This window comes from Pseudonocardia endophytica (genome assembly GCF_004339565.1).
GTDB classification, from domain to species: domain Bacteria; phylum Actinomycetota; class Actinomycetes; order Mycobacteriales; family Pseudonocardiaceae; genus Pseudonocardia; species Pseudonocardia endophytica.
The window spans coordinates 744,037-767,051 of record NZ_SMFZ01000002.1 but is presented as its reverse complement, the minus strand read 5'-3'; the positions used below and the strand labels follow the sequence as shown (position 1 = coordinate 767,051).

Here is a 23,015-nt window from a genome sequence, read left to right as displayed (position 1 = left end):
CCGCGGTCGCCCGCGTCGCCGCGGGACGTCCGCGGGGCCGCCGCGGACACGGGACGGGGGCGGCCGGACGCTCCGACCGCCCCCGTCACGGGCGTTGTGGCAGGACGGTCGTCAGCCGGTCAGGCGGATCACTCCGTAGTCGTAGCCCTTGCGCCGGTAGACCACCGACGGCTGGCCGGACTCGGCGTCGGCGAACAGGTAGAAGTCGTGTCCGACCAGCTCCATCCGGGACAGCGCCTCGTCCACCGACATCGGGTCGGCCGTGTGGACCTTGCGCCGGGCGATGCGGCCCGGGCGCGGCTCGTCGTCGGTGAGCTCCTCGGCGGCGACGTCGACCGCCTCGCCGGGCGCGATGTCCTCCTCGTGCCCGCGCGGGGACGGGACGAGGTCCTCCAGCGCCGGAGCCTCGAGCAGGCCGAGCCCGCCCTGCGACCCGTTGGCGGCGGCGCGCGCGGCGCTGACCTTGTCCCTGCGGCTCGGCTTGCGACGGTCGTGCGAGCGGCGCAGACGGCCGGCGAGCTTCGTCACGGCCAGGTCCAGAGCGGCGTAGAAGTCGCCCGCCGCTGCCTCGGCCCTGGCCACCGCACCGCAGCCACCGCGACCGGTGATCTCGAGGCGCTGGCAGGTCTTCTGCTGACGGGGGTTCGGCTCGTGGAAGAGCTCGACCTCCATCCCGACGATCTTGTGGTCGTAGCGCTCGAGGCGGCTCAGCTTCTCCTCGACATGACCCCGGAAGTGATCCGGCACCTCGACGTTCCGGCCGCTGACGACGATCTCCACTCGGACATCCCTCGCTCTCGCACATCGGTCGCAGGTTGGTCTTGCTCCGCCCGGGACTCGACGGCCCCGGGGATCGGGCTGTCGGCTCTCCTCCACGTGTGAGGTGATCTGGTTCACGCGACGTTAGCGGGGAATCCGCCCGGAGGACAGACCGTCGGGCGCCGGGTCCGGGCGAAACCGTGAGCGGCCCCGGTCGGCGCAGGGTGACCGTTACGGGCCACCCGGGTGAGCGGGCCGCGCTCGGCCCGGAACCGTCCGATACGGACTCCGCCGCCCCGTGGCGTCACAGAGGACGACCGCGGCGTGCACGGACAATCCGTTGCGCCGCAACGCTTCGCAGCACACGTCCAGTGTGGCTCCGGTGGTCACCACGTCGTCCACCAGCAGGATGTGCCCGGCGTGCCCCGGATCGGGGAGTCCGGACCGGGCGACGCGGACGGCGCCGTCCAGGTTCGCCGCGCGCTGGTCCGGATCCAGCCCGACCGAGTCGCGCACGCGCCCGTGCAGCGCGAGCACCGGGGACGCCCGCGCGTCCAGCCCGGCGGCGCCCAGGCGTGCGGCCAGCTCCCGGCACAGGCGGGCCACGTGGTCCCCGCCGCGCGCCCGGGCCGACGACCGGCGCGACGGCGCACCGACCAGCCACACCGGCCCGTCCGGCGCCGGCGGGAGCACCTCCGCGACGACCGGCACGAGCAACCGCGCGAGCGCGGGCCCGAGATCCCGCCGGCCGCGTTCCTTGAACCCCAGTACGGCGCGGCGCAGCGGCCCGCGGTACCGCCCGGCCGCGAGGACCGGCGGCCCGGCCCGCACCGGACGCGCGACCACCGGCCCGTCGAACGCGTCGGCACACGCCGGGCACCAGCCGTCGGCCGCCGCGCCGCAGCCGCCGCAGGCGGACGGCAGCAGCAGGTCGGTCAGGGCGGGGAGCAGGGAACGCACGGTCGTCACGCCGTCGAGCATGCGACGCGGGACCGACCCCGCCGCCCGCCCTGCTCCGTTCGCGAGCAGGTTGTCCACAACCCGTCGGTAGCGCGCGGTCAGCCGGGGTAGAACGGCTGGGCACTCGACGTCGCACCCAGCATCTGCTGCCACGCGTCCAGATCGCCGCCGGCGTAGCTCCAGACGCCGCTGCGGTCCGCGACGAAGTAGGGCGCCCGACCCGGAGCGGCCGCGACGGCGCGCAGCGGCGGGGTCAGGTTCACGCTGGGCAGCCGGTCCAGCGTCAGGCCGTCGATCGACACCAGGTGGACGGGCTGGTCGGTGTTCGTGGTGACGATCAGCTGATCGGTGGCCCGCCAGTCCAGCGCGACGGCCCTCTCCAGCTCGGCCGGACGCAGCGCCCGCACCCGCCGTACGGCGGCCGCGCCGTCCGGGCCGACCACCACGGCCCCGACGACGGCCCGCCCGCCCGCGACGGCGGCGACGCGGCTGCCGTCCGGGGACATCGCCAGGTCGGTCAGCGAACCCGCCGCACGCAGCTCGTCCGTGTCCAGCCCGAGAGCCCGGATCGGCCCGGTGGCGCCGGTGCCCGCGCCGGGCACGAGCACCCGCTGCGGGACCCCGTTCGCCAGCACCCAGATCTCGTCGCCCGCCGCGTTCCACGTCGGGGACTGCAGGGTCGCGCCGGACACCGGCGTGGCGACGAGCTGCCCGTCGCGCGGCCCGACGAGCAGGCGTTGCGTCCCGGTCTGCTCGCGGGACACCACGGCGATCCGGTTCGTCCGCGACGTCGCGGCGGCGTCCACCACGTCGAACGAGCCGTTGCCCGCCTGCCCGCCGACCGGCACGTCCTGGCCGGGCCCGGTCAACCGTCGCACCTTCCCGCCGTCGACGACGAGTGGTTCCGGCACCTGCGTCGCGGTCGGCCCCGCGACCAGGTCGGCGAAGTCCTCGCGCCCGACGTCCGGGCGTCCGGGCAGCAGCGGCTCGCCGTCGGCCAGCACCCGCACCCGCGGCACGCTGACCTCGGCCAGCGTGAGCGCGATCTGCCCGGCGAGCAGGCGGCGGTCCGGCTCGGCGAGCGAGTCCACGCCGTTGAAGTCCGCGACGACGATCCCGTCCGGCGTCTCGGTCAGGTTCGCGCGCAGCGCCGCACCCCGTGGGAACGACGTCACCGCCGCGTCCCCCAGATCCTCCGACGGCCCTCGCAGCAGCAGCTCGATCGCCCGCGCGGCCAGCTCCGTCGTGCGGCCGCTGGGGATGTAGTGCGGGTCGGAGAGCAGCGTGCGGTGCACCGGGTCGACGAACCACGCCTTGAGCGACCGGAAGTTCGCGCGGAAGTCCGACAGCCGCACGAACACCCCCTGCGGCAGCGCGTCGATCCGCCACTGCCCGTCCCGGCGCACCGCCCCGACGTCGACCTCGACCGGTGCCGGCGCGGACCGGAACACGCCGGAGGCGTCGAGCGTGCCCAGGCGGGTACCGCGGATCCGGACCGACGCCCGGTCCGGGCCGCCCGGCGGCGGCGTCGGGGAGAACACGGTGTCGAACGTCTCGTCGAGGATCGTGAGAGCCGCACCGTCGTCCCACGACGACGCCTGCGGCGCGAGGTAGCGCCGGGCCGCGGCGTGCCGCTCGGCGGGCCGTCCGGAGGCGTAGACGAAGCTGCGGACGAGGTTCAGCGGATCGCTGCCGTCCACCGGCCCGGTCGGGACGTCGGAGTTGCCCTGGTCCCCGGTCTGGCGCAGGACCTGCACCGACGAGTGGCCCGGCACGCTCGCGCACCCGGCCAGCACCGCGAGCGCGAGCAGGAGCGGGGCCGCGCGCAGCAGTCGGGCCCTCACCGGTCGTCGTCCCCGGTGTCCATGATCGCCCGCTCCGCGGGCTGCAGCCTTCCCTGCTCGGCGTCCGGCCGCTCCGCCGACGGCGACGGCGGGATCGGCATGCCCCACGGCGGGGTGGGCACCGACGTCGTCGCACCGCTCCTGGACTCCGACGACTCCGCGTCCGGCGGTCCGAGCGGCAACGGGCTGGCCGCCACGTGCCCCCCGACGTGGCGCGGCAGCGTCAGCCGGAACGCCGACCCGCGCCCCGGCTCGCCCCACGCCTGCAGCCAGCCGCCGTGCAGGCGGGCATCCTCGACCGAGATCGACAGCCCCAGCCCGGTGCCGCCGCTGCGCCGGGCGCGGGACTCCTCGGCCCGCCAGAACCGGTTGAACACCAGGTCGGCCTCCCCGGGCCGCAGCCCAACGCCGTGGTCCCGGACGAGCACCGCCACCGCCTGCGCGTCACCGGCGAGCGTCACCTCGACCGGACGCCCCTCCCCGTGGTCGACGGCGTTGGCCACCAGGTTGCGGACGATCCGCTCGACGCGCCGCGGGTCGGCGTCGACGTACTCACCGGACGGCAGCGACAGCACGAGCTCCGTCCCGGAGTCGGCGGCCACGCCGCGCACGGCGTCCACGGCACGGTCCACGACACCGGCCAGGTCGACACGCTCGGCCCCCAGCTCGGCCACGCCCGCGTCCAGTCGGCTGATCTCCAGCAGGTCGGCGAGCAGCGACTCGAACCGGTCCAGCTCGGTGACCAGCAGCTCCGAGCTGCGGCGCAGGGCGGGGAGCAGCTCGTCGCGGGAGGCGTAGAGGACGTCTGCCGCCATCCGGACCGTGGTCAGCGGCGTGCGCAGCTCGTGGCTGACGTCGGAGGTGAAGCGCCGCTGCAGCGCGCCGAACTCCTCCAGCTGCTTGATCTGTGCGGCCAGCCCGGCCGCCATCTCGTTGTAGGACTCGGCCAGGCGCGCGACCTCGTCCTCACCGCGCACCGGCATCCGCTCGTCGAGGTTGCCACCGGCGAAGCGTTCCGCGACGTCGGCGGCCTGCCGGACCGGGCGCACGACCTGCCGGGTGACCAGGCTGGCGATCGCGGCCAGCAGCACCATCAGCACCAGCCCGCCGACGATCAGCGTGCTCTGCACCAGGTTGAGCGTCATCCGCTCGGCCTCGAGCGGGAACAGGAGATAGAACTGCAGCTCCCGGCCCGCCGTGCCGACCGGCTGGCCGATCACCAGTGTGGGCACGCCGCCGACCGTCGTGTACTGGCGGGAGAGCCCGCCGTCGGCGACCGTCACCCGCTGCTCGCGGGTCACGTCGTCGATCGGGCCGGCGGACACCTCGGGGCCGTTGCCGGCCCCGGTGGTGAGCGCGGCCCGGAACTCGCCGGCGTTCGGCGAGCCGGGGTCACCTGCGTCGGAGTTGGTCAGGCGGGCGAGCGCGTTGGTCAGCGTGTCCTGCGCGCCCTCCCGGTCCGGGTCGACGCCGGCCAGGTCGGCCTCGAGCACGATCCGGCCGGCCTCGGCCTGACTGAGCGCGCCCTCGAGCTTCGCCTGCAGCAACCGCTCGGCGATCTCGCTCTGCAGCACGAGCCCCAGCACCAGCACGACGGCCGAGGACAGCGCGAGCGTGGACACCACGACCCGCAGCTGCAGCGACCGCCGCCAGGACGCGGCCAGCACCGCGCCCAGCTCCTGGATCTGCACCCGGACCGGGTGCAGGGCGCGCACCAGCCGCCGCAGCACCGGCATACGGGCCAGGCGGCGCAGCAGCCGACGGTTCACGGGGCCGGTCGGCGGCTCACGGGGGCCCGGCCTTGTACCCGACGCCGCGCACGGTCAGCACGACCTCGGGGCGCTCCGGGTCCCGCTCCACCTTCGAGCGCAGTCGCTGGACGTGCACGTTCACCAGACGTGTGTCGGCCGCGTGCCGGTAGCCCCACACCTGCTCGAGGAGTACCTCGCGGGTGAACACCTGCCGCGGCTTGCGGGCGAGCGCCACCAGCAGGTCGAACTCCAGCGGCGTCAGCGCGATCGGGCGGCCCTCACGGGTCACCTGGTGCGCCGGGACGTCGATGCCGATCTCCCCGATGGCCAGCTGCTCGGCGGGCTCCGACTCGATGCGGCGCACCCGGGCGCGGATGCGGGCGACGAGCTCCTTCGGCTTGAACGGCTTGACCACGTAGTCGTCGGCGCCGGACTCCAGCCCGAGCACGACGTCCACGGTGTCGCTCTTCGCCGTCAGCATCACGATCGGCACGCCGGACTCGGCGCGGATCGCGCGGCACACGTCGATGCCGTTCATCCCGGGCAGCATCAGGTCCAGCAGCACGATGTCCGGCGCGGTCTCGCGCACTGCGGGCAGGGCGCGGGTCCCGTCCGCGACGACGGCGGTGTCGAACCCTTCGCCCCGCAGCACGATGGTCAGCATCTCGGCCAGAGCCGGGTCGTCGTCGACCACCAGTACGCGCGACTTCATCGGACAAGCATGGCACCGGGACAACGGCCTCCCCGCAGCACCCTGGCCTCAGCGCAGCAGCGTGGCCGCGAGCGTCCCGGTGTCGTGATCGTCACCGATGACCGTCCACGGACTCAGCCACCCGGACGCGGCGAGCCCGCGGTAGACGCCGTCGGTGCGGGACTGCAGGTCGTCGTCGCTCTCGTAGGCGTCGCGGGCCCGGCCGGGGTCGGCGGCCGCACGCGAGCGGGCGCGGGCGGCGGCGACCTCGCGGGGCGGCGCGAGCAGCAGCTGGTGGGCGGGCGCCGGGAGGCCGAAGCGCTCGATCTCCAGCGCGTGGACCCAGCGCACGACGTCGCCGTCGGCGTCCTCGTGAAGGCGCGCAGCACTGTAGGCGGCGTTCGAGGCGACATAGCGGTCGACGAGCACGACGTCGTGTGCGGCCGCCGCCTTCTCCAGTTCCGGGATCGCGGCGCGGCGGTCCAGCGCGAACAGCACGGCCATCGCGTGCACCGACCCGGCCAGGTCGCCCATCCGCCCGTACAGCGCGTCGCGGGCCAGCTCGGCGTGCACGTCGTCGTCGTAACGCGGGAACGCGAGCGTCGACACCCGGGCACCGTGCTCCTGCAACGCGTCCGTCAACCCGCCGGCGAACGTCCGCTTCCCGGCCCCGTCAAGACCCTCGATCACCACCAGCCGCCCCACGGGCGGCGAACCTACCGGCAGGCGGTCAGGCACCCAGCTCCCGGACCCGCGGCCAGGTCCCGGCGAAGCCGGGGTGCAGCTCCAGGTCGTGCAGCCGGTCGGCGCGGACCCAGCGCAGCTCCGTCGACTCGGCCCCGCGCACGCCGACCGGTGGCGCCTCGGGGGAGCGCAGCACGACCGTCGTGTACGACCAGCCGCCGTGGTCGTCGACGTAGGTGTCGGCCGCGCGGAGCGGGTCGAGGTCCAGGTCGCTCTCCTCGGCCGCCTCGCGCAGTGCCGCGTCCCGCGCCGTCTCGCCGAGGTTGCGGGCACCGCCGGGCACGCCCCAGGTCCCGCCGTGGTGACTCCATCCGGCGCGGTGCTGCAGCAGCACCCACTCGGAGCCGTCGGACGGATCACGGTGACGCACCAGCAGACCGGCCGCGCCGTAGATGCCCCAGTGCTTGTGCCCCAGCGCGCACCGGACCCAACCGTCGCCGGATCCGGAACCCCTGTCCACCAGGCCACCCTAACCCGCTGTCACGGCTCCTCGAGGACGACGAGCTCGCCTTGCCGATCGGGGAGAGCGACGGCAGCCAGGCGGGCGTCTCGACGGTCGTGACGGTGCCGCCCTCGCCGACGGCGTCGGCCAGCCACAGCGTGGGAGTAGCCGTTCGACGTGCCGATCTCCGGTACCGTCCCGCTCCCGGTCGCCCGGACCAGCGGGGACAGGACGACGCCGGTGTCGTGCGTGATGTACAGCATCCTGTGGGCCCGCTCGTCGGTCGACGCATCGGTGGTCGCGCCGAACTCCGCCAGCTCGGCCAGCAGCTCACGCAACGCCGGGTCCACCCGGAGAGCGTGCCGGAACGCGCGGTGGTCCGGCATCCGCGCGCGGCCGGGCGGACGCGTACTCCGGATCGGCGCGCGTTCTCCGGATCACAGCGCGGGTGGCGCGGTTAGGGTACGAGTCATGACCAGGGCGTACTGGGTGAACGCGTTCCTCGAGATCCGCGATCCGGAGAAGCTGGCGGCCTACGTCGAGCTCGGCGGGCCGGCCATGCTGGAGGCCGGAGGGCGGTTCCTGGCCCGCGGGCCTGCCGCCGCGGCCTTCGAGTCCGGCCGGGCCGAGCGCACGACGTTGGTCGAGTTCGAGAGCGTCGACGCCGCCGTCGCGGCGTACGAGAGCGCCGGCTACCGGAAGGCACTCGACGCGCTGGGCGACGGCGCCGTCCGGGACCTGCGGATCGTCGAAGCGGTCGAGGGCACGACGTCGACGCCCGGCGCCGCGCACTTCCTGTCGATCTACCGGGCCGCGCACGACCAGGACAAGATCGCCGCGTACCGGGAGACGGCCGGGCCGGCGCTCGAGGCGGCGGGCGGCCGGTTCGTGGCCCGCGCGACGGCGTCCGCCGCGTTCGAGTCCGGGCTGCTCGACCGCGTCGTGATCATCGAGTTCGACAGCCCGGAGGCGGCCGTCGCGGCCTACGAGAGCGAGCCGTACGGCAAGGCCCTGGCCGCCCTGGACGGCGGCGCGGACCGCGACATCCGGGTCGTCGCCCCGATCGACTGACCCGCGCCACCCCGGCGCCGCCTCGCGCCGCTCCTCCCCGGACAGAACGAACGGCACCTTCGAGCAATGTGATTGCGCGAAGGTGCCGTTCGTTACGGGATGAGGGAGGTGGCGGGCTTCCCCGCGGGACTACCTCAGTACCGGTAGTGCTCCGGCTTGTAGGGGCCTTCGACGTCCACGCCGATGTACTCGGCCTGGTCCTTGGTCAGCTTCGTCAGCTCCCCGCCGAGTGCGGCCACGTGGATGCGGGCGACCTTCTCGTCGAGGTGCTTGGGCAGCCGGTAGACGTCCTTGTTGTACTCCTCGTGCTTGGTGAACAGCTCGATCTGGGCGATCACCTGGTTGGAGAAGCTGTTGGACATCACGAACGACGGGTGACCGGTCGCGTTGCCCAGGTTCATCAGCCGGCCCTCGGAGAGCACGATGATCGAGTGCCCGTCCGGGAAGATCCACTCGTCGACCTGCGGCTTGATCGTGATCCGCTGGATGCCCTCGACCCGGCCCAGCCCGGCCATGTCGATCTCGTTGTCGAAGTGACCGACGTTCGCCACGATCGCCTGGTGCTTCATCCGCTTCATCAACTCGACGGTGACGATGTCCTTGTTCCCCGTCGCGGTGACCAGGATGTCGGCCTTGTCGATCACGTTCTCGAGCGTGTTGACCTCGTGGCCCTCGAGCAACGCCTGCAGCGCACAGATCGGGTCCACCTCGGCGACGATGACCCGGGCACCCTGCCCGGCCAGCGCCTCGACCGACCCCTTACCGGTGTCGCCGTAGGCGGCGACCACGGCGACCTTGCCGCCGAGCAGCACGTCGGTCGCCCGGTTCAGGCCGTCGATCAGCGAGTGCCGGATGCCGTACTTGTTGTCGAACTTCGACTTGGTGACCGAGTCGTTGACGTTGATCGCCGGGAACAGCAGCTCACCACGCTCGGCCAGCTGGTAGAGGCGGTTGACGCCGGTCGTGGTCTCCTCGGTGACACCACGGATGTCGGAGTTGATCGTGGTCCAGCGCTGCGGGTCCTCGGCCAGGCTGCGGCGCAACGTCGCCAGCACGACGCGCTCCTCGTCGGCGACGGTCAGGTCGTCGTCGGCGACGGTCGGCACGACACCGGTCTTCTCGAACTCGACACCCTTGTGCACCAGCAGGGTGGCGTCACCACCGTCGTCGAGGATCATGTTCGGGCCGACCACGTTGCCGTTCTCGTCGCGGAACTTGAACAGCTGCTCGGTGCACCACCAGTAGTCCTCGAGCGACTCGCCCTTCCAGGCGAACACCGGCACACCCTGCGGGTTCTCCGGGGTGCCGTGCGGGCCGACCACGGCCGCGGCGGCCGCGTAGTCCTGGGTGGAGAAGATGTTGCACGACACCCAGCGCACGTCCGCGCCCAGCGCGACCAGCGTCTCGATCAGCACGGCGGTCTGGGTGGTCATGTGCAGCGAACCGGCGATCCGGGCACCGTGCAGCGGCTTCGCCTCGGCGTACTCGCGCCGCAGGTCGACCAGACCCGGCATCTCGTTCTCGGCGAGCCGGATGTCCTTACGGCCGTACTCCGCCTCGGTGATGTCGGCGATGGCGAAATCGAGCCCGCCAGCGTGCTGCAGCTTCGGGTGGCTCGTCTCGGATGCGGTCATGGGTGTGGTGCGCCTCCTCGGGCGATTTTCCTTCGACGTTCCGCCGGATCTCGACGCCGGCGGGGCCCTGCCGGGTCACGGCGGGCTCGGGGACGGACTTCTCTCGCCGGTCAGGGCGGCGATTCCGCGAGCACAGCAGCCTCCTCGTGTCCGAGTAGGCGCCCTTGTGCAATGGCCAGCGGCCGAGCGTGGCGAGCCGGTGAACGGGCCCGCTGCAGCGCCTCTCGACCGCCGACTGCGCGATTGCAGGGATCAGGATTCCGGGGTCCGATCCGACCTGTCAACCGGAGGGCGCGCCTCGGGTGAGGCTCGTCATGCACGGTGTGACGGGGCTCATCCCAGCAGGTGGTCCCGCAGCAGGGTCGCGGCGGCGGCCGCCCGTCCGTGCGTCGCGAGCAACCCAGCCGGGGCGAGCACCGAGCCGCTGTCGACCCGCACCTCGGCGTCGCCGGCGAGCTCCATGACGCCGGGGTCCCGGCGCACCGTCTCGGCCACGGCGGTGAGCGCCGCGCGGTCGCGCTGCCGGAACACGCCGCCGGTCAGCACGATCAGCCCGACCCGTTCCCGGCCCGCGTGCAACCGGCGCAGATGGCGGCGCAACGCCACGACGGCGGCGACGGCGGCGAGCCTGCGGTCCTCCGCTGCGCTGCCGCGGTCGGTCGGGACGGACGACCCGGACGTCACGAGCGTCTCGACGGCGGGCGCGAGGAGGTCCGCCTCGACCGGATCGACGATGCCTTCGGTCTGGGCCTCGACGAGGATCCCGGACGCGCTCGACCGCACCCCGAGGTCGCCCTCGACGGTGGCCAGACGATCGGCGGCGGCGTCCGGGAACGCGGAGTGCACGTCCGTCGTCGCGGAGCCGACGTCGACGACCGCCACACCGGTCCCGACCGCCACGGCCAGCGCGGCGACACCCTCGGAGACCGCGACCGGCGTGCGGGTGCGCACCATGCGCCGGAACCGGGGCTCCACCGCTCCGGTCCCGACTCCCAGCACGTGCCGGGAGTACAGCTCCGCGACGGCGGCGCGGGCCGGCTCCGGCACGATCTCGCCCGGGCGCGGCACGACGTTCGGGCAGGCCGTCACGCTGCGGCCGGTCGAGCGCAGCAGGCCGAGCGCGTCGTCGCGGGCCGACGAGTTGCCCGCCAGCACGACGGGGTACCTCCCGCGGGCCCGCGCGATGCGGCTCGCGTTGTGCAGGAACACCTCCGGGTCGTCGCCGTCGGAGCCGCCGATCAGCAGCACGACGCCCGGCCGGTTGCTGCGCAGCTCGCGCACCGCGCCGCCCTCCAGTGGCCCGGCGTGCACGTGCACCACGCGGGCGCCCGCGGACCGGCACACCTGGTGCGCGGCCTCCACGGCGGCGAGCCGTTCCACACCGACCACGGCCAGCCGCAGGGATCCGCCCGCGGACGAGCACGCCAACACGTCCGGCGCACTCGCGGACCGCCCGGACGACGCCGCGACGCCCGCCACGGCCGCGTCGATGCCCTCCAGGACGTCCGCACCGGTCGTCGGATGCTCGGCGAACCCGGCCAGCGTGCCGTCCGGATGCACCAGCACGGCCTTCGTCCAGCACGACCCGACGTCGAGGCAGACCGCGGGGGCCCCGGCGTTGTCGTGCGGATCGGTCATGGACAGCGAGCCTACTGCCGATCACCGGTGGCCGTGAGTAGTCGAGTGGGACGATTTCCGTGCCCACCATCGACTCGGCCCGCGAGAAAATGGTCGCTTCTGACGGTGACCGCGGCCACCCGGTCGGGGTAACTTCCGGCTCGTCGATCCCGGCACCGGCGCCGCTCGGTGCGCATCATCGTTCCCGGAGGAACCTCATGCTCGGTCTGATGCAGGACCGCCCGCTCACGCTGCCGCACGTGTTCCACCGGGCCGAGCAGGTCTTCGGGCACAAGACCCTGGTCACGGCCACCGCAAACGGCCAGGAGTCGGTGACGGTCGCGGACTGGGCGGTGCGGGTGCGGCGGCTGGCCACGGCGCTCGACGGGCTCGGGCTGGCCGCCGACGCGCGGGTCGCGACGTTCTGCTGGAACACGTCCCGGCACCTGGAGCTCTACCTCGCGGCACCGTGCACCGGACGGGTGCTGCACACGTTGAACATCCGGCTGTTCCCGGAGCAGCTGACCTACATCGCGAACCACGCCGAGGACGAGGTCGTCTTCGTCGACCGGTCGCTGCTGCCGCTGTTCACGCCGCATCTGGACAAGATGGAGACGGTCCGCCACGTGATCGTCATCGACGACGGCGCGGACGCCCAGATCCCGGACGACCCGCGCGTGCGTGACTACGAGGAGCTCCTGGCGGCGTCCGAGCCGTACGTCGGTCGGTTCGTCGTCGACGACGAGAACGCCGCGGCCGCGATGTGCTACACGTCCGGTACCACCGGCAACCCCAAGGGCGTCGTCTACAGCCACCGCTCCGCGCTGCTGCACTCGCTGATCACGATGACCGTCGACGGTCTCGGGGTCTGCGAGCGCGACGTCGTGCTCCCGGTGGTGCCGATGTTCCACGCGAACGCGTGGGGCCTGCCGTACGGCTGCCTGATGGCGGGCAGCTCGATCGTGTTCCCCGGCCCGAACATGACGCCGCAGGCGATCGCCGGCCTGCTGGACGAGCACAAGGTGACGGTGACCGCCGGCGTCCCGACGATCTGGATGGGCCTGCTGTCGATCGTCGACCAGTACGACCTGTCGTCGCTGCGCACGGTCATCTGCGGTGGCTCGGCCGTTCCGCGCTCGCTGTCCGAGGGCTTCCGGGAGCGCCTGGGCGTCCCGATGCTGCAGGCATGGGGCATGACCGAGACGTCGCCGATCGCCACGGTCTCGACCGGACGCGCGCACATGGCGTCCTGGACCGAGGACGAGCGCGCCGACGGCCGCGCGCGGCAGGGCTACCCGGCACCACTCGTCGAACTCCGGATCACCGACCCGGACACCGGCGAGGAGCAGCCGTGGGACGACACCGCGACCGGCGAGATCCAGGCGGCCGGGCCGTGGATCGCGAAGGAGTACTACCGCGGCGAGGGCGGCGGCGCGCAGTACACCGACGACGGCTGGCTGCGCACCGGCGACGTCGCGTCGGTGGACCGGTACGGCTCGTTCCGCCTGGTCGACCGAACGAAGGACCTGATCAAGTCCGGTGGCGAGTGGATCGGCTCCGTCGAGCTGGAGAACGAGATCATGGCGCACCCGAAGGTCGCCGAGGCCGCGGTGATCGCCATCCCGCACGAGAAGTGGGTGGAGCGGCCGCTGGCGTGCGTGGTGGTCAAGGACGGCGAGGACGTCACCGGCGAGGAGATCCTCGCGTTCCTGTCCGACCGGGTCGCGAAGTGGTGGATCCCGGACGCCGTCGAGTTCATCGACGAGGTGCCGAAGACGAGCGTCGGCAAGTTCTCGAAGAAGACACTGCGCGAGAAGTTCGGCGGGTACCAGGTGGCCACCCCGGACGCCTGACGGCCACGACGCGACCGGTCGGCCCGGCCCCTTCGACGGGTGTCCGGGGCCGACCGGCCCGCAGCCACCGAGCTGCGCAGATCTCAGAACGCCATCGGCAGATCGCCGCCCGCTTCGGCCGACAGCTCCCGGACCACAGTCGATGACTGGTGCACGGCCGCCGGATCACGGCCGTCGGCCAGCGTGATCACCGCTTTCCACAGCGCCCAGCCACGAGCGCGCGCCCACATCGCAGCATCCGGCTCCATCAGCGAACAGAACGCACGGCGGGGTCCGCGATCGAGAACGGTCCACGCGATCACCAGGTCGCACGCCGGGTCGCCGACACCGGCTGTCCCGAAGTCGATCACCGCACTGAGTTCACCCCGCGGATTGAGCAGCAGGTTCCCGGGCGCAACGTCCCCGTGAAGCCACACCGGAGCGCCCTGCCAGACGGACTCCACCGCCACGTCCCACATCCGGATGAGGGCATGCGCGTCGATACTCGTCCCCAGAGCCGCGATGGCCCGGCGGGTCTGCTCGTCGTAGACGGCCAGTGGCGCGCCGCGATGGAAGTTGTGTTCGCCGGCGGGCGGACCTCCAGCGGCGTCCGCCTGGTGCAGAGCACGCAGGAAGCCTGCCAGATCGCGGGCCAACCTCAGCTGGTCAACCCCCCGAGCGTCGGTCAGCGTGATCCCGTCCAGCCACCGACGAACTGACCAGGGCCGCGGGAAGTCCGCCGTCGGTCGTCCGGTCGCGACCGGGGTCGGGATCGGGAGCGGGAGCTGAGGCGCCAACCGCGGAAGCCAGCGGTTCTCCTTGTCGACACCCGCCACGTACCTCGTGTGACTGGGTAGGCGGATCGACAGCGTCTCGCCGAGTCGGAACGTGCGATTGTCCACGCCCTGTTGAGCCACCGACGAGATCGGCAGGTCAGCCCATTCAGGGAACTGCTCGACGATCAGACGGCGAGCCAGAAACTCGTCGATCTGCTGGTCAGACATCGTTGGTCACAGTGCCTTCTGCCGATCACCGATGCGACTGCATTTCCGGGCTCCGCCGAGACCCGACACCGCTTCGGAGATCAGGGGGCGGCTGGGGATACGGCCTCACCGACCCTTCGACGGGTGTCCGGGGCCGACCGGTGTCGCGTCGGGGCTCCACGGAACGGCACTCCCTCGCCACGCGCCTCCCGGCTCCGGCCGTGCACGTCCACGGCGACCAGTTCCGGCGCTGGATCGTCACCGGACGGGCCGACATGACCCCCGAACCGTCGACCGCCGCGCTCGACCAGCTCCGGCTCCGCTACCGGATCACCGCCGCCGCGTGTGACGGCAGTTCGACGCTCCGGCGGTCCCGTGGCTCGGGCGCCCTCGGCGTCGGCGACAGCGCCGAGATGCGGCCCAGCGGGGCCTGTCGATCACCAGGGCCCGCTGGGCTGCATCTCGGTGCGAGCCGAGGCGCGAGCGCTCCGATGAGTTCCCCGACGACCGGCGGTCTCACCGTTCGTCCGGAGCACGCCGGCCGGGACGACGATCCGCAGACGGAGCCAGCCATGAGCACACCGACCACCATCCACGCCCTCGACCACACGTTCACCGGCACGCTCGAGAAGAGCGACCAGCCGGGCGGGTGGGTGTACCTGTGCACCGACTGGTCCGCCGAGTTCTTCGGCACCCGCGGCCTGGTCAAGGTCCGGGGAACGATCGACGGGCACCCGTTCCGGAGCTCGTTCATGGCGCTCGGCGACGGCACGCACAAGCTGCCGGTCACGGCCGCGGCCCGGAAGGCGATCGGCAAGCAGGCGGGCGACACCGTCACCGTCCACCTCGACGAACGTCTGGAACGGCGATGAGCGCCGTCCTCGCGACCATCGGGGCCGTGGTGGCGGCGTTCGTGCTCAGCAGCGCCTACTACGGCGCACTGGGCTCCCGACTGGCGGAGCTCTCCCCCGCCTACGCGGGTCCCCGACGCCCGGCGGCCGCGACGGTGGGGGTGGAGGTCGTCCGCAACGTCGTGCTCGCCGTCGTGCTCGGCCTGCTCGTCGCGCGTCTGGACCCGGGCTTCGGCGGCGCGATCGTGCTCGCGCTCGGCCTCTGGCTGGCGTTCCCGGTCGTGCTGCTCGCCGGTTCGGTGTTCCACGAACGCGTCCCGGTGGCCCTGGCCGCGATCCACGCGGGCGACTGGCTGGTCAAGCTCGTGGTCGTCACCGCGATCGTCGCGATCGGATTCTGACCGGGCACGACGAGGGGGTGACCGGAGATCGGCCACCCCCTCGTCGCAGCAGATCAGCTCTGGTCGGAACCGCCGGAGTCGGCGGCCTGGGTCGGGAGCTCGCCCCGCTCGCGACGTCCGAGTACCGAGTTCCGCTTCGAGTACGTGAAGTAGACGATCACACCGACGACCATCCAGATGATGAACCGCAGCCAGGTCTCGACGGACAGGTTCAGCATCAGCCACACGCAGGCCAGCACGGCCAGGATCGGGACCAGCGGCACGAGCGGCGTACGGAACGAGCGCGGCAGCTCCGGGCGGGTCCGGCGCAGCACGATCACGCCGATCGAGACCAGCACGAACGCCGACAGCGTCCCGATGTTGACCATCTGCTCGAGGTCCTCGGCCGGGAAGAACGTCGCCACCAGCGCGACCACCGTGCCGATCAGCCAGGTCGCCCTGCCCGGCGTCCCGCGCTCGTTCGTCTTGGCCAGCCCGGTGGGCAGCAGCCCGTCGCGGGACATCGCGAACATGATCCGGATCTGGCCGAGCATCAGCACCATGACGACCGTGGTCAGACCGGCCAGCGCTCCGACGGCGATGATCGCGGCCGCCCAGGGGGCCCCGACGATGGCGAACGCCGACGCCAGCGTCTTCGACTCGCCGTTCTGCGTGGCCAGCTCCGTGTAGGGCACCATCCCGCTGATCACCAGCGTGACGGCGACGTACAGCACGGTGACGATGACGAGCGAGCCGATGATGCCGCGCGGCAGGGACTTGGCCGGGTTGCGGGTCTCCTCGGCGGTGGTGGCGACGGCGTCGAACCCGATGAACGCGAAGAACACGACGGCGGCCGCGGCGAACACGCCGTAGAGGCCGAACACGCTCGACGACGCGCCACCGAACAGCGAGAGGAGCGACTGCTGGATCCCGGTGCCGGTCTCGGTGGTGCCCGCCGCCGGCGGCGGGATGAACGGCGAGTAGTTCTGCGCCCGGATGAAGAACGCACCCAGGATGATCACGAAGAGGACGATCGCGACCTTGATGCCGGTGATCACGAGACTGACCCGGCTGGACAGCTTCGTGCCCCGGTAGAGCAGGAACGCGAGCACGACGACGAGCAGCAGCGCGCCCCAGTTGAACGTGAAGAACCCACCGAGCTCGAACTTCGTCTTGACCTCGAGCCCCATCAGCCCGAGCACCTCCTGGAGGTACTCCGACCAGCCCGTGGAGACGTACGCCGAGCCGACCGCGAACTCCAGGACCAGGTCCCAGCCGATGATCCACGCGATGAACTCGCCGAACGTCGCGTAGGAGAACGTGTACGCGCTGCCGGCCACCGGCACCGTCGAGGCGAACTCCGCGTAGCAGAGCGCGGCCAGACCGCAGGCGATCGCGGCGAGCACGAACGACAGCGACACGGCGGGCCCGGCGACGTTGCCCGCCGTCCGCGCGGTCAGCGTGAAGATGCCCGCACCGATGACCACGGCGACGCCGAACACGATGAGGTCGAGCGTGCCGAGGGACTTGCTGAGTTTGCTGTCGGGTTCGTCGGTGTCACGGATCGACTGTTCGACCGATTTGACCCTGCGTCCCCCGCCGGGGCGGCTCGTGACCGTCATGGGGCGGGAACCTACGGATCCCCCGCCCTTCGGGAAAGGGCGAGGGATCCGAACTGGGAGAACGTTGAGGTTTTCCTCAGCTCGTCGCGCCGAGACGGCTGTACGGCAGCCCGTGCGCGTCGGCGACCTCGGCCGAGTACAGCTCCCCCGCGTGCGCGTTCAGGCCGCCCGCGAGAGCCGGGTCGGCCGCCAGCGCGTCCCGCCAGCCATGGTCGGCCAGGCGCAGCACGTACGGCAGGGTCGCGTTCGTCAGCGCGCGGGTGGACGTGTGCGGGACGGCGCCGGGCATGTTCGCGACGCAGTAGAAGACGGTGTCGTGCACGGCGTAGGTCGGCTCGGCATGCGTGGTCGGCCGGGAGTCGGCGAAGCAGCCGCCCTGGTCGATCGCGACGTCGACGAGCACTGCGCCGGACCGCATGCGCGCGACCAGCTCGTTCGGCACGAGGGTCGGGGCCTTCGCACCGGGGACGAGCACGGCGCCGATGACCAGGTCGGCGTTCTCGACGGCCTCGCGCACGGCCAGCGTCGTCGAGTACCGGGTGCGGACGCGGCCGGCGTAGCGATCGTCGAGCGCGCGCAGCTTGTCCACGTCGATGTCCAGCACGGTGACCTGGGCGCCCATGCCGACCGCGATCGCGGTGGCGTTCGCGCCGGCCACACCGGCCCCGAGCACGACGACGTCGGCGCCGGGCGTCCCCGGCACGCCGCCCATCAGCACGCCGCGACCGCCGTGGTTGGCCATCAGGTGGTAGGCGCCGGCCTGCGGCGCCAGACGTCCGGCGACCTCGCTCATCGGCGCCAGCAGCGGCAGGCGGCCGTCGGCGGTGCGGACGGTCTCGTAGGCGATGGCCGTGGTGCCGCCGGCGAGCAGCGCGTCCGTGCAGGGGCGCGACGCGGCCAGGTGCAGGTAGGTGAACAGCGTCAGGTCGGGACGCAGGAAGCCGTACTCGGACTCGATCGGCTCCTTGACCTTGAGCAGCAGCTCGGCGGCGCCCCAGACCTCGGCCGGGTCGTCCAGGATCTGCGCGCCCGCGTCCTTGAAGTCCGCGTCCGAGACGGCGGAGCCGGTGCCCGCGTCGTGCTGCACGATCACCTCGTGCCCGCGTTCGACGAGCTCGTGCACGCCTGCCGGGGTCAGCGCCACCCGGAACTCGTTGTTCTTGGTCTCCTTCGGCACCGAGATGCGCACCGTCGCTCCTCCTCGTCGACGTCGGCTCACTCCCCTCAATGGTGAAGAAGTCGACAGTCGACGCCAAGCATTCCGAGGATAATTCTCTAGACTGGCGATATGACCGAAACATCGTCGAAACACCGGCGATCCAGCCCTCCGTCGCCGAACGATGTGCGGGCTCCACTGGACGGCGTCGACCGCGCACTGCTGCGCCTGCTCGAACTGGACGCCCGTACGCCGAACAACGCACTGGCCGAGCAGGTCGGCATCGCACCGTCCACCTGCCTGGGACGGATCCGCTCGCTGCGGGAACGCGGGGTGATCCGCGGTTACCACGCCGACGTGGACCCGGCAGCCACCGGACACCCCCTGCAGTCGATGATCTCGGTCCGCCTGCAGAGCGACGCGCGCAGCAGGCTGGCCGCGTTCGTGGAGCGGGTCGGGCGCCGCCCCGAGGTGCGGGACGTCTATTTCCTCGCCGGCGAGGACGACTACCTGCTGCACGTCGCCACGGCGGACAGCGGCTCGCTGCGCGACCTCGTCACCTCGCTGAACGAGGACACCGACGTGGCGGGCACCCGCACCAGCCTGATCTTCGAGCACCACCGCCCGCCGCACACGTACTGAGATTTTCACCCGATCAGCCGAGTATCTCGACCCTTGCCAGGCAAAAATCTTGAGTGCAAACTATAGATATTCGTCAGCGGGGGCACCGGCTCGATCCTGGCGCCCCTCCGATCCGCAGCCGCCGACCCGGGCGGCACGAGCGAGAGGAAGTGGTTCGAGATGTTGATGCGCACCGACCCGTTCCGTGAGTTCGACCGCCTCGCCCAGAGCGCGTTCGCCGGCTTTCCCAGCGGCACCTGGAGCCGTCCGACGGCCATGCCGATGGACGCCTACCGGCACGGCGAGGAGTTCGTCGTCGAGTTCGACCTGCCGGGTGTCGACCCGTCCGCGGTCGACCTCGCCGTCGAGCGCAACGTCCTGACGGTCAAGGCCGAGCGCCGGCCCGGCGACCGTGGTGACGACGTCGAGATGGTCGCCTCCGAGCGTTCCCACGGCGCGTACTCCCGCCAGCTGTTCCTCGGCGAGAACCTGGACACCGACCGGATCACCGCGCACTACGATGCCGGTGTGTTGACCGTGCGGATCCCGGTGGCCGAGCGGGCCAAGGCGCGCTCGATCTCGGTCGAGCACGGCACCGGTGACCGCAAGGAGATCGAGGTCTGAGGTTCGTCGCGGGGCGGTCCCGCCGGTGGAGTCCACCGGCGGGACCGCCGCGTCCGGGAGGTGATCCGCGTGGGAGTGTCCCGCCTCGACGACGAGGACTACCCCGCGGTCGCCATGGGCAAGGCAGCCGAGCTACTCGAGGTCCAGCCCGCGTTCCTGCGCAGCCTCGACCAGGCGGGCGTGGTCAGCCCGCACCGCTCGTCCGGTGGGCACCGCAGGTACTCCCGTCGCCAGCTCGAGTACGCCGCACGCGTCCGCGTGCTGTTCGACGACGGGTTCACGCTGTTCGCGGCCGTCCGGATCCTGGAGCTCGAGGCCAGGCTCTCGGCCGCGCACGCCCGCATCCACGAGCTCGAGACCGAGCTGCTCGAACGCGACCGGCGTCGCTAGTGCCCCGTCCAGAAACGTTCGGCACGGAACTCGGCGGCCCAGGCGCCCGCCGGCGGCGTTGCCGACCGGGCCGAGTACGCCCGGTACGAGGCCCGGCCGGCGCCTTGCCGGCGAACGCCTGGATCCGCCGATTTCGGCACCGACGTTCCTTGACGGGGCACTAGACGCTCACGCCCGTGCGGGCGTCCGGTCCAGATCCGGCTCCAGGTACATCACCCTCGCCTCCGGAACGGCGGAGCGCACGCGGGCCTCGGCCTCGTCGATCGCGCGGGCGACCCGCTCCACCGACAGCCCCGGCGTCAGCGCGATCTTCGCGGCGACCAGCAGCTCCTCCGGCCCCAGGTACTGGGTCTTGAGATGGATGCACCGCGTGACGTCCTCGCCCGCCTCCAGCTCGGACACGATCCTCGCGACCACCGGCCGCAGAGCCCCCTCGCCGATCAACAGGCTCTTCATCTCGATCACCAGGATCACCGCGATGATCCCGAGCAGGATGCCGATGGCGAGCGTGCCCAGCCCGTCGAAGACCGGGTCGCCGGTGGCCACCGTGAGCCCGACGCCCAGCAGGGCCAGCACCAGACCGATCAGCGCGCCGAAGTCCTCCAGCAGCACCACCGGCAGCTCGGGGACGTGCGCCTGGCGGATGAACTGCCACCACGTCCGGTCGCCCTTCAGCGGCCGGGACTCGTGGATCGCCGTCCGGAACGAGAAGCCCTCCAGCACGATCGCGACCAGCAGGATCACGATCGCGACGATCGGGCTGGTCAGCTCCTCCGGCTCCTCGATCTTGTGGATGCCCTCGTAGACCGCGAACACGGCGCCGAGACTGAACAGCAGCAGCGCCACGACGAACGCATAGAAGTAGCGGTCCCGCCCGTAGCCGAACGGGTGCTCGTCGGTCGGTGCGCGCCGTGAGCGCTTGCCGCCGATCAGGAGCAGTGCCTGGTTGGCCGTGTCGGCCACCGAGTGCACGGCCTCGGCCAGCATCGACGACGCCCCGGTGATCAGGAAGCCGACGAACTTCGCGACCGCGATCCCGAGGTTCGCCAGCAGTGCCGCGACGACCGCCCTCGTTCCGCCTCCAGCCGACACGCGCGCCTCCGTTTCGTCCCGAATTGCTCGGCAGAGACTAACCGTGCTCCGCCCAGCCGTCGCGCAGCAGTGCGAACGTCGCGTCCAGCTGCTCGCGGGGGTCGACGCCGTCGCGGCGCAGCAGTGCGGGCAGGTGCACGACGATGTTCGCGATCGCCCGGACCGCGGGCGACGGATCGGACTCCCCCACCTCGGCGGCGATCGCGTCGGCCAGCGCGTCCTCGTGCCGGGCCCACATCCGCCTGCCGTACTCGCGCAGCGACGGGGTGGACCCGAGCAGCTCGCCGAAGCGCTCCATGTCCTCCGCCGTCGGCGTGCCCCTGCCACCGAGCCGGCGGGGCGGCGCGACGAGCCGTCCGACGAACCACCGGTGCAGCGCGTCCAGCACCGTCTCCCCGTCCGCCCGGCCGGTCACGGCGCCGGTGAGGTCGGCCTCACGGTCGCCGTCCTCGTCGAACAGCAGCGCCTCCTTGCTGGGGAAATGCTTGAACAGCGTGGTGACCGAGACGTCGGCGGCGTCGGCGATCTCGGCGACGGTCACGCCGTCGAAGCCGCGGTCCAGGAACAGTTCCAGCGCGGCGTCGGCGAGCGCCCGACGGGTGGCGGCCTTCTTGCGCTCGCGACGGCCGGGGACGGCGGTGGACACGGACGGAATGATAGCTGACTCACTACAAAAGTGTAGTCACTACACTTTCTGAGCGACTTCACCTATGCTCGTCGCGGACGAGAACCACGACCCGCGGGAGGCCGCCATGACCACCACCACCCACGTCGCCGTCGTCGGAGCCGGGCCCGGCGGGCTGACGCTCGCCGCGGCCCTGCAGCGGGGCGGCGTCACCGTCACCGTCCTCGAACGCGACGACGGACCGCACAGCCGCGACCAGGGCGGCACGCTCGACATGAAGAAGGGATCGGGACAGGACGCGCTGGCCGCCGCCGGGCTGCTGGACGCGTTCCTCTGGCACTGCCGTCCGGAGGGTCAGGACCAGCGCGTACTGGACCGCGACGGCACCGTGCTGGCCGAGGAGATCACCGCGCCGGACGACATGGCCAACCCGGAGATCGACCGCGGCGTGCTGCGCAGCCTGCTGCTGGACGCCCTGGAGCCGGGCACGGTCCGGTGGGGCACGACCGTGCGCGAGATCCGCCGCGACGGCGACCGGCACGTGCTGGAGACCGGCGGCGGGTCGGTGACGGCGGACCTCGTCGTCGGGGCCGACGGCGCGTGGTCGGTGGTCCGGCCGCTGCTGTCCGCGGCGCGCCCGGAGTACTCCGGCGTGACGTTCGTCGAGCTCCGGATCAGCTGCGTCGACACGGCCCACCCGGCCGTCTCCGCGCTCGTCGGGCGCGGCGGGATGTTCTCGGCCGCGGACGCGAAGGGACTCGTCGCGCAGCGCCAGGGCGACGGATCCGTGCGGGTCTACGCCGGGTTCCGGGACGCGCTCGACTGGCCGGTCGCCGCCGGGCTGTCGCTGACCGGCGCCCGGTTCGACGACGCCGTCGCGGTGCGTGCCGAGCTCCGCCGCCGGTTCGACGGCTGGGCGCCCGCCCTGACCGCGATGATCGACGCGTGCGACGACGCCGTGTACTGCCGTCCGCTGTACGCCCTGCCGGTGCCGCACACCTGGCCGTCGACGCCGGGGGTGACGCTGGTCGGCGACGCGGCGCACGTGATGTCGCCGTTCTCCGGAGAGGGCGCGAACTCGGCGATGCTCGACGGCGCCGAGCTGGCCGGGGAGATCCTGGCCGGCCCGGACGTCGCGACGGCGGTGCTCCGCTACGAGCGGACGATGTTCCCGCGCGCGACCGTGAACGCGCTCGGCGCGGCGGAGGGCCTCGACGGGTTCTTCTCCGCCGACGGGTCGGCGCACGCGGCCCGGCGGCGCGAGGAGATGATCGCCGAGCACAGCCGCCGCAACGCGGCCGCGCAGTGCACCTGACCACCGGGCAG

At 72.4% G+C, this 23,015-nt stretch carries 23 protein-coding genes and 1 riboswitch; of the genes, 8 read left to right on the top strand and 15 right to left on the bottom strand.

From position 1 onward, the window contains the following. Positions 1-111: 111 nt before the first annotated feature. The 8 genes from hpf to EV378_RS22450 form a co-directional block, all read right to left on the bottom strand. Complete coding sequence (gene hpf, locus EV378_RS22485; RefSeq protein ID WP_132429375.1) at positions 112-780, bottom strand: ribosome hibernation-promoting factor, HPF/YfiA family; 669 nt, start codon at positions 778-780, stop codon at positions 112-114. Positions 781-990: 210 nt separating this feature from the next. Next, entirely contained in the window at positions 991-1,728 is a 738-nt protein-coding gene (locus EV378_RS22480; RefSeq protein WP_132429373.1) for a ComF family protein, read from the bottom strand. A gap of 89 nt (positions 1,729-1,817) precedes the next feature. Then, a complete protein-coding gene (locus EV378_RS22475) occupies positions 1,818-3,563 on the bottom strand; it encodes an LpqB family beta-propeller domain-containing protein (protein WP_132429371.1) in 1,746 nt (581 codons plus the stop codon). Beyond that, the gene (gene mtrB / locus EV378_RS22470) at positions 3,560-5,299 is read right to left on the bottom strand and encodes an MtrAB system histidine kinase MtrB (RefSeq protein WP_132432563.1); all 1,740 of its coding nucleotides are present in this window, start codon (positions 5,297-5,299) and stop codon (positions 3,560-3,562) included. The genes EV378_RS22475 and mtrB overlap by 4 nt, the downstream gene beginning before the upstream one ends. A gap of 49 nt (positions 5,300-5,348) precedes the next feature. Next, on the bottom strand, positions 5,349-6,026 hold the full coding sequence (mtrA, locus tag EV378_RS22465) for an MtrAB system response regulator MtrA (RefSeq protein ID WP_132429369.1): 678 nt from the start codon (positions 6,024-6,026) through the stop codon (positions 5,349-5,351). Between the two features lie 48 nt (positions 6,027-6,074). Further along, positions 6,075-6,710 carry a dTMP kinase gene (locus EV378_RS22460; RefSeq protein WP_132429367.1) on the bottom strand — a complete coding sequence of 212 codons (636 nt, stop codon included), beginning with the start codon at positions 6,708-6,710 and terminating at the stop codon, positions 6,075-6,077. A 25-nt stretch (positions 6,711-6,735) separates the two neighbouring features. Further along, positions 6,736-7,209 (bottom strand): NUDIX hydrolase, encoded by a 474-nt coding sequence (locus tag EV378_RS22455; RefSeq protein ID WP_243653715.1) that lies wholly within the window; start codon positions 7,207-7,209, stop codon positions 6,736-6,738. A gap of 20 nt (positions 7,210-7,229) precedes the next feature. Continuing rightward, entirely contained in the window at positions 7,230-7,541 is a 312-nt protein-coding gene (locus EV378_RS22450) for a hypothetical protein (RefSeq protein ID WP_132429364.1), read from the bottom strand. A 121-nt stretch (positions 7,542-7,662) separates the two neighbouring features. Between EV378_RS22450 and EV378_RS36455 the strand changes: the two genes are divergently transcribed. Continuing rightward, entirely contained in the window at positions 7,663-8,262 is a 600-nt protein-coding gene (locus EV378_RS36455) for a DUF1330 domain-containing protein (RefSeq protein ID WP_243653714.1), read from the top strand. 134 nt (positions 8,263-8,396) lie between these two features. On the opposite strand, the gene ahcY is transcribed toward EV378_RS36455, so the two are convergent. Together ahcY and EV378_RS22435 are read right to left on the bottom strand one after the other, a co-directional pair. Beyond that, positions 8,397-9,896 carry an adenosylhomocysteinase gene (gene ahcY / locus EV378_RS22440; protein WP_132429362.1) on the bottom strand — a complete coding sequence of 500 codons (1,500 nt, stop codon included), beginning with the start codon at positions 9,894-9,896 and terminating at the stop codon, positions 8,397-8,399. Positions 9,897-10,045: 149 nt separating this feature from the next. Further along, a riboswitch (S-adenosyl-L-homocysteine riboswitch) is annotated at positions 10,046-10,128 on the bottom strand. A gap of 101 nt (positions 10,129-10,229) precedes the next feature. Next, complete coding sequence (locus EV378_RS22435) at positions 10,230-11,534, bottom strand: glutamate mutase L (protein WP_132429360.1); 1,305 nt, start codon at positions 11,532-11,534, stop codon at positions 10,230-10,232. A 197-nt stretch (positions 11,535-11,731) separates the two neighbouring features. Between EV378_RS22435 and EV378_RS22430 the strand changes: the two genes are divergently transcribed. Continuing rightward, a complete protein-coding gene (locus tag EV378_RS22430) occupies positions 11,732-13,366 on the top strand; it encodes a long-chain fatty acid--CoA ligase (RefSeq protein ID WP_132429358.1) in 1,635 nt (544 codons plus the stop codon). A gap of 83 nt (positions 13,367-13,449) precedes the next feature. Here the strand turns inward: EV378_RS22430 and EV378_RS22425 are convergent, their stop codons facing one another. After that, positions 13,450-14,349 carry an aminoglycoside phosphotransferase family protein gene (locus EV378_RS22425; RefSeq protein WP_132429356.1) on the bottom strand — a complete coding sequence of 300 codons (900 nt, stop codon included), beginning with the start codon at positions 14,347-14,349 and terminating at the stop codon, positions 13,450-13,452. A gap of 551 nt (positions 14,350-14,900) precedes the next feature. Here EV378_RS22425 and EV378_RS22420 point away from each other — a divergent pair. Then, positions 14,901-15,200, top strand: a complete 300-nt coding sequence (locus EV378_RS22420) for a DUF1905 domain-containing protein (RefSeq protein WP_132429354.1) — start codon at positions 14,901-14,903, stop codon at positions 15,198-15,200. Then, entirely contained in the window at positions 15,197-15,580 is a 384-nt protein-coding gene (locus EV378_RS22415) for a DUF1761 domain-containing protein (protein ID WP_132429352.1), read from the top strand. Before EV378_RS22420 ends, EV378_RS22415 begins: the two co-directional genes overlap by 4 nt. Positions 15,581-15,633: 53 nt before the next feature. On the opposite strand, the gene EV378_RS22410 is transcribed toward EV378_RS22415, so the two are convergent. Next, positions 15,634-17,181, bottom strand: coding sequence for an amino acid permease (locus tag EV378_RS22410; RefSeq protein WP_132429350.1), 1,548 nt, complete (start codon positions 17,179-17,181; stop codon positions 15,634-15,636). Positions 17,182-17,257: 76 nt separating this feature from the next. Beyond that, the gene (gene ald, locus EV378_RS22405; protein WP_132429348.1) at positions 17,258-18,370 is read right to left on the bottom strand and encodes an alanine dehydrogenase; all 1,113 of its coding nucleotides are present in this window, start codon (positions 18,368-18,370) and stop codon (positions 17,258-17,260) included. A 153-nt stretch (positions 18,371-18,523) separates the two neighbouring features. Between ald and EV378_RS22400 the strand changes: the two genes are divergently transcribed. From EV378_RS22400 to EV378_RS22390, 3 genes are all read left to right on the top strand, one after another. After that, on the top strand, positions 18,524-18,979 hold the full coding sequence (locus EV378_RS22400) for an Lrp/AsnC family transcriptional regulator (RefSeq protein ID WP_243653713.1): 456 nt from the start codon (positions 18,524-18,526) through the stop codon (positions 18,977-18,979). A gap of 159 nt (positions 18,980-19,138) precedes the next feature. Next, the gene (locus tag EV378_RS22395) at positions 19,139-19,582 is read left to right on the top strand and encodes an Hsp20/alpha crystallin family protein (protein WP_132429344.1); all 444 of its coding nucleotides are present in this window, start codon (positions 19,139-19,141) and stop codon (positions 19,580-19,582) included. Between the two features lie 69 nt (positions 19,583-19,651). After that, entirely contained in the window at positions 19,652-19,972 is a 321-nt protein-coding gene (locus tag EV378_RS22390; RefSeq protein WP_132429342.1) for a MerR family transcriptional regulator, read from the top strand. A 168-nt stretch (positions 19,973-20,140) separates the two neighbouring features. On the opposite strand, the gene EV378_RS22385 is transcribed toward EV378_RS22390, so the two are convergent. After that, on the bottom strand, positions 20,141-21,064 hold the full coding sequence (locus EV378_RS22385) for a cation diffusion facilitator family transporter (protein ID WP_132429340.1): 924 nt from the start codon (positions 21,062-21,064) through the stop codon (positions 20,141-20,143). A gap of 37 nt (positions 21,065-21,101) precedes the next feature. Then, a complete protein-coding gene (locus EV378_RS22380; RefSeq protein ID WP_132429338.1) occupies positions 21,102-21,710 on the bottom strand; it encodes a TetR/AcrR family transcriptional regulator in 609 nt (202 codons plus the stop codon). A 106-nt stretch (positions 21,711-21,816) separates the two neighbouring features. On the opposite strand from EV378_RS22380, the gene EV378_RS22375 reads away from it, so the two are divergent. Further along, complete coding sequence (locus EV378_RS22375) at positions 21,817-23,004, top strand: FAD-dependent oxidoreductase (protein WP_165922428.1); 1,188 nt, start codon at positions 21,817-21,819, stop codon at positions 23,002-23,004. The last annotated feature ends 11 nt before the right edge of the window (positions 23,005-23,015 follow it).

Coding starts and splice junctions, on each gene's coding strand:
- mtrB (WP_132432563.1), bottom strand. CDS start 5,299: ATGCCGGTGCTGCGGCGGCTGGTGCGCGCCCTGCACCCGGTCCGGGTG.
- mtrA (WP_132429369.1), bottom strand. CDS start 6,026: ATGAAGTCGCGCGTACTGGTGGTCGACGACGACCCGGCTCTGGCCGAG.
- EV378_RS36455 (WP_243653714.1), top strand. CDS start 7,663: ATGACCAGGGCGTACTGGGTGAACGCGTTCCTCGAGATCCGCGATCCG.
- ahcY (WP_132429362.1), bottom strand. CDS start 9,896: ATGACCGCATCCGAGACGAGCCACCCGAAGCTGCAGCACGCTGGCGGG.
- EV378_RS22435 (WP_132429360.1), bottom strand. CDS start 11,534: ATGACCGATCCGCACGACAACGCCGGGGCCCCCGCGGTCTGCCTCGAC.
- EV378_RS22430 (WP_132429358.1), top strand. CDS start 11,732: ATGCTCGGTCTGATGCAGGACCGCCCGCTCACGCTGCCGCACGTGTTC.
- EV378_RS22425 (WP_132429356.1), bottom strand. CDS start 14,349: ATGTCTGACCAGCAGATCGACGAGTTTCTGGCTCGCCGTCTGATCGTC.
- EV378_RS22420 (WP_132429354.1), top strand. CDS start 14,901: ATGAGCACACCGACCACCATCCACGCCCTCGACCACACGTTCACCGGC.
- EV378_RS22415 (WP_132429352.1), top strand. CDS start 15,197: ATGAGCGCCGTCCTCGCGACCATCGGGGCCGTGGTGGCGGCGTTCGTG.
- EV378_RS22410 (WP_132429350.1), bottom strand. CDS start 17,181: ATGACGGTCACGAGCCGCCCCGGCGGGGGACGCAGGGTCAAATCGGTC.
- EV378_RS22395 (WP_132429344.1), top strand. CDS start 19,139: ATGTTGATGCGCACCGACCCGTTCCGTGAGTTCGACCGCCTCGCCCAG.
- EV378_RS22375 (WP_165922428.1), top strand. CDS start 21,817: ATGACCACCACCACCCACGTCGCCGTCGTCGGAGCCGGGCCCGGCGGG.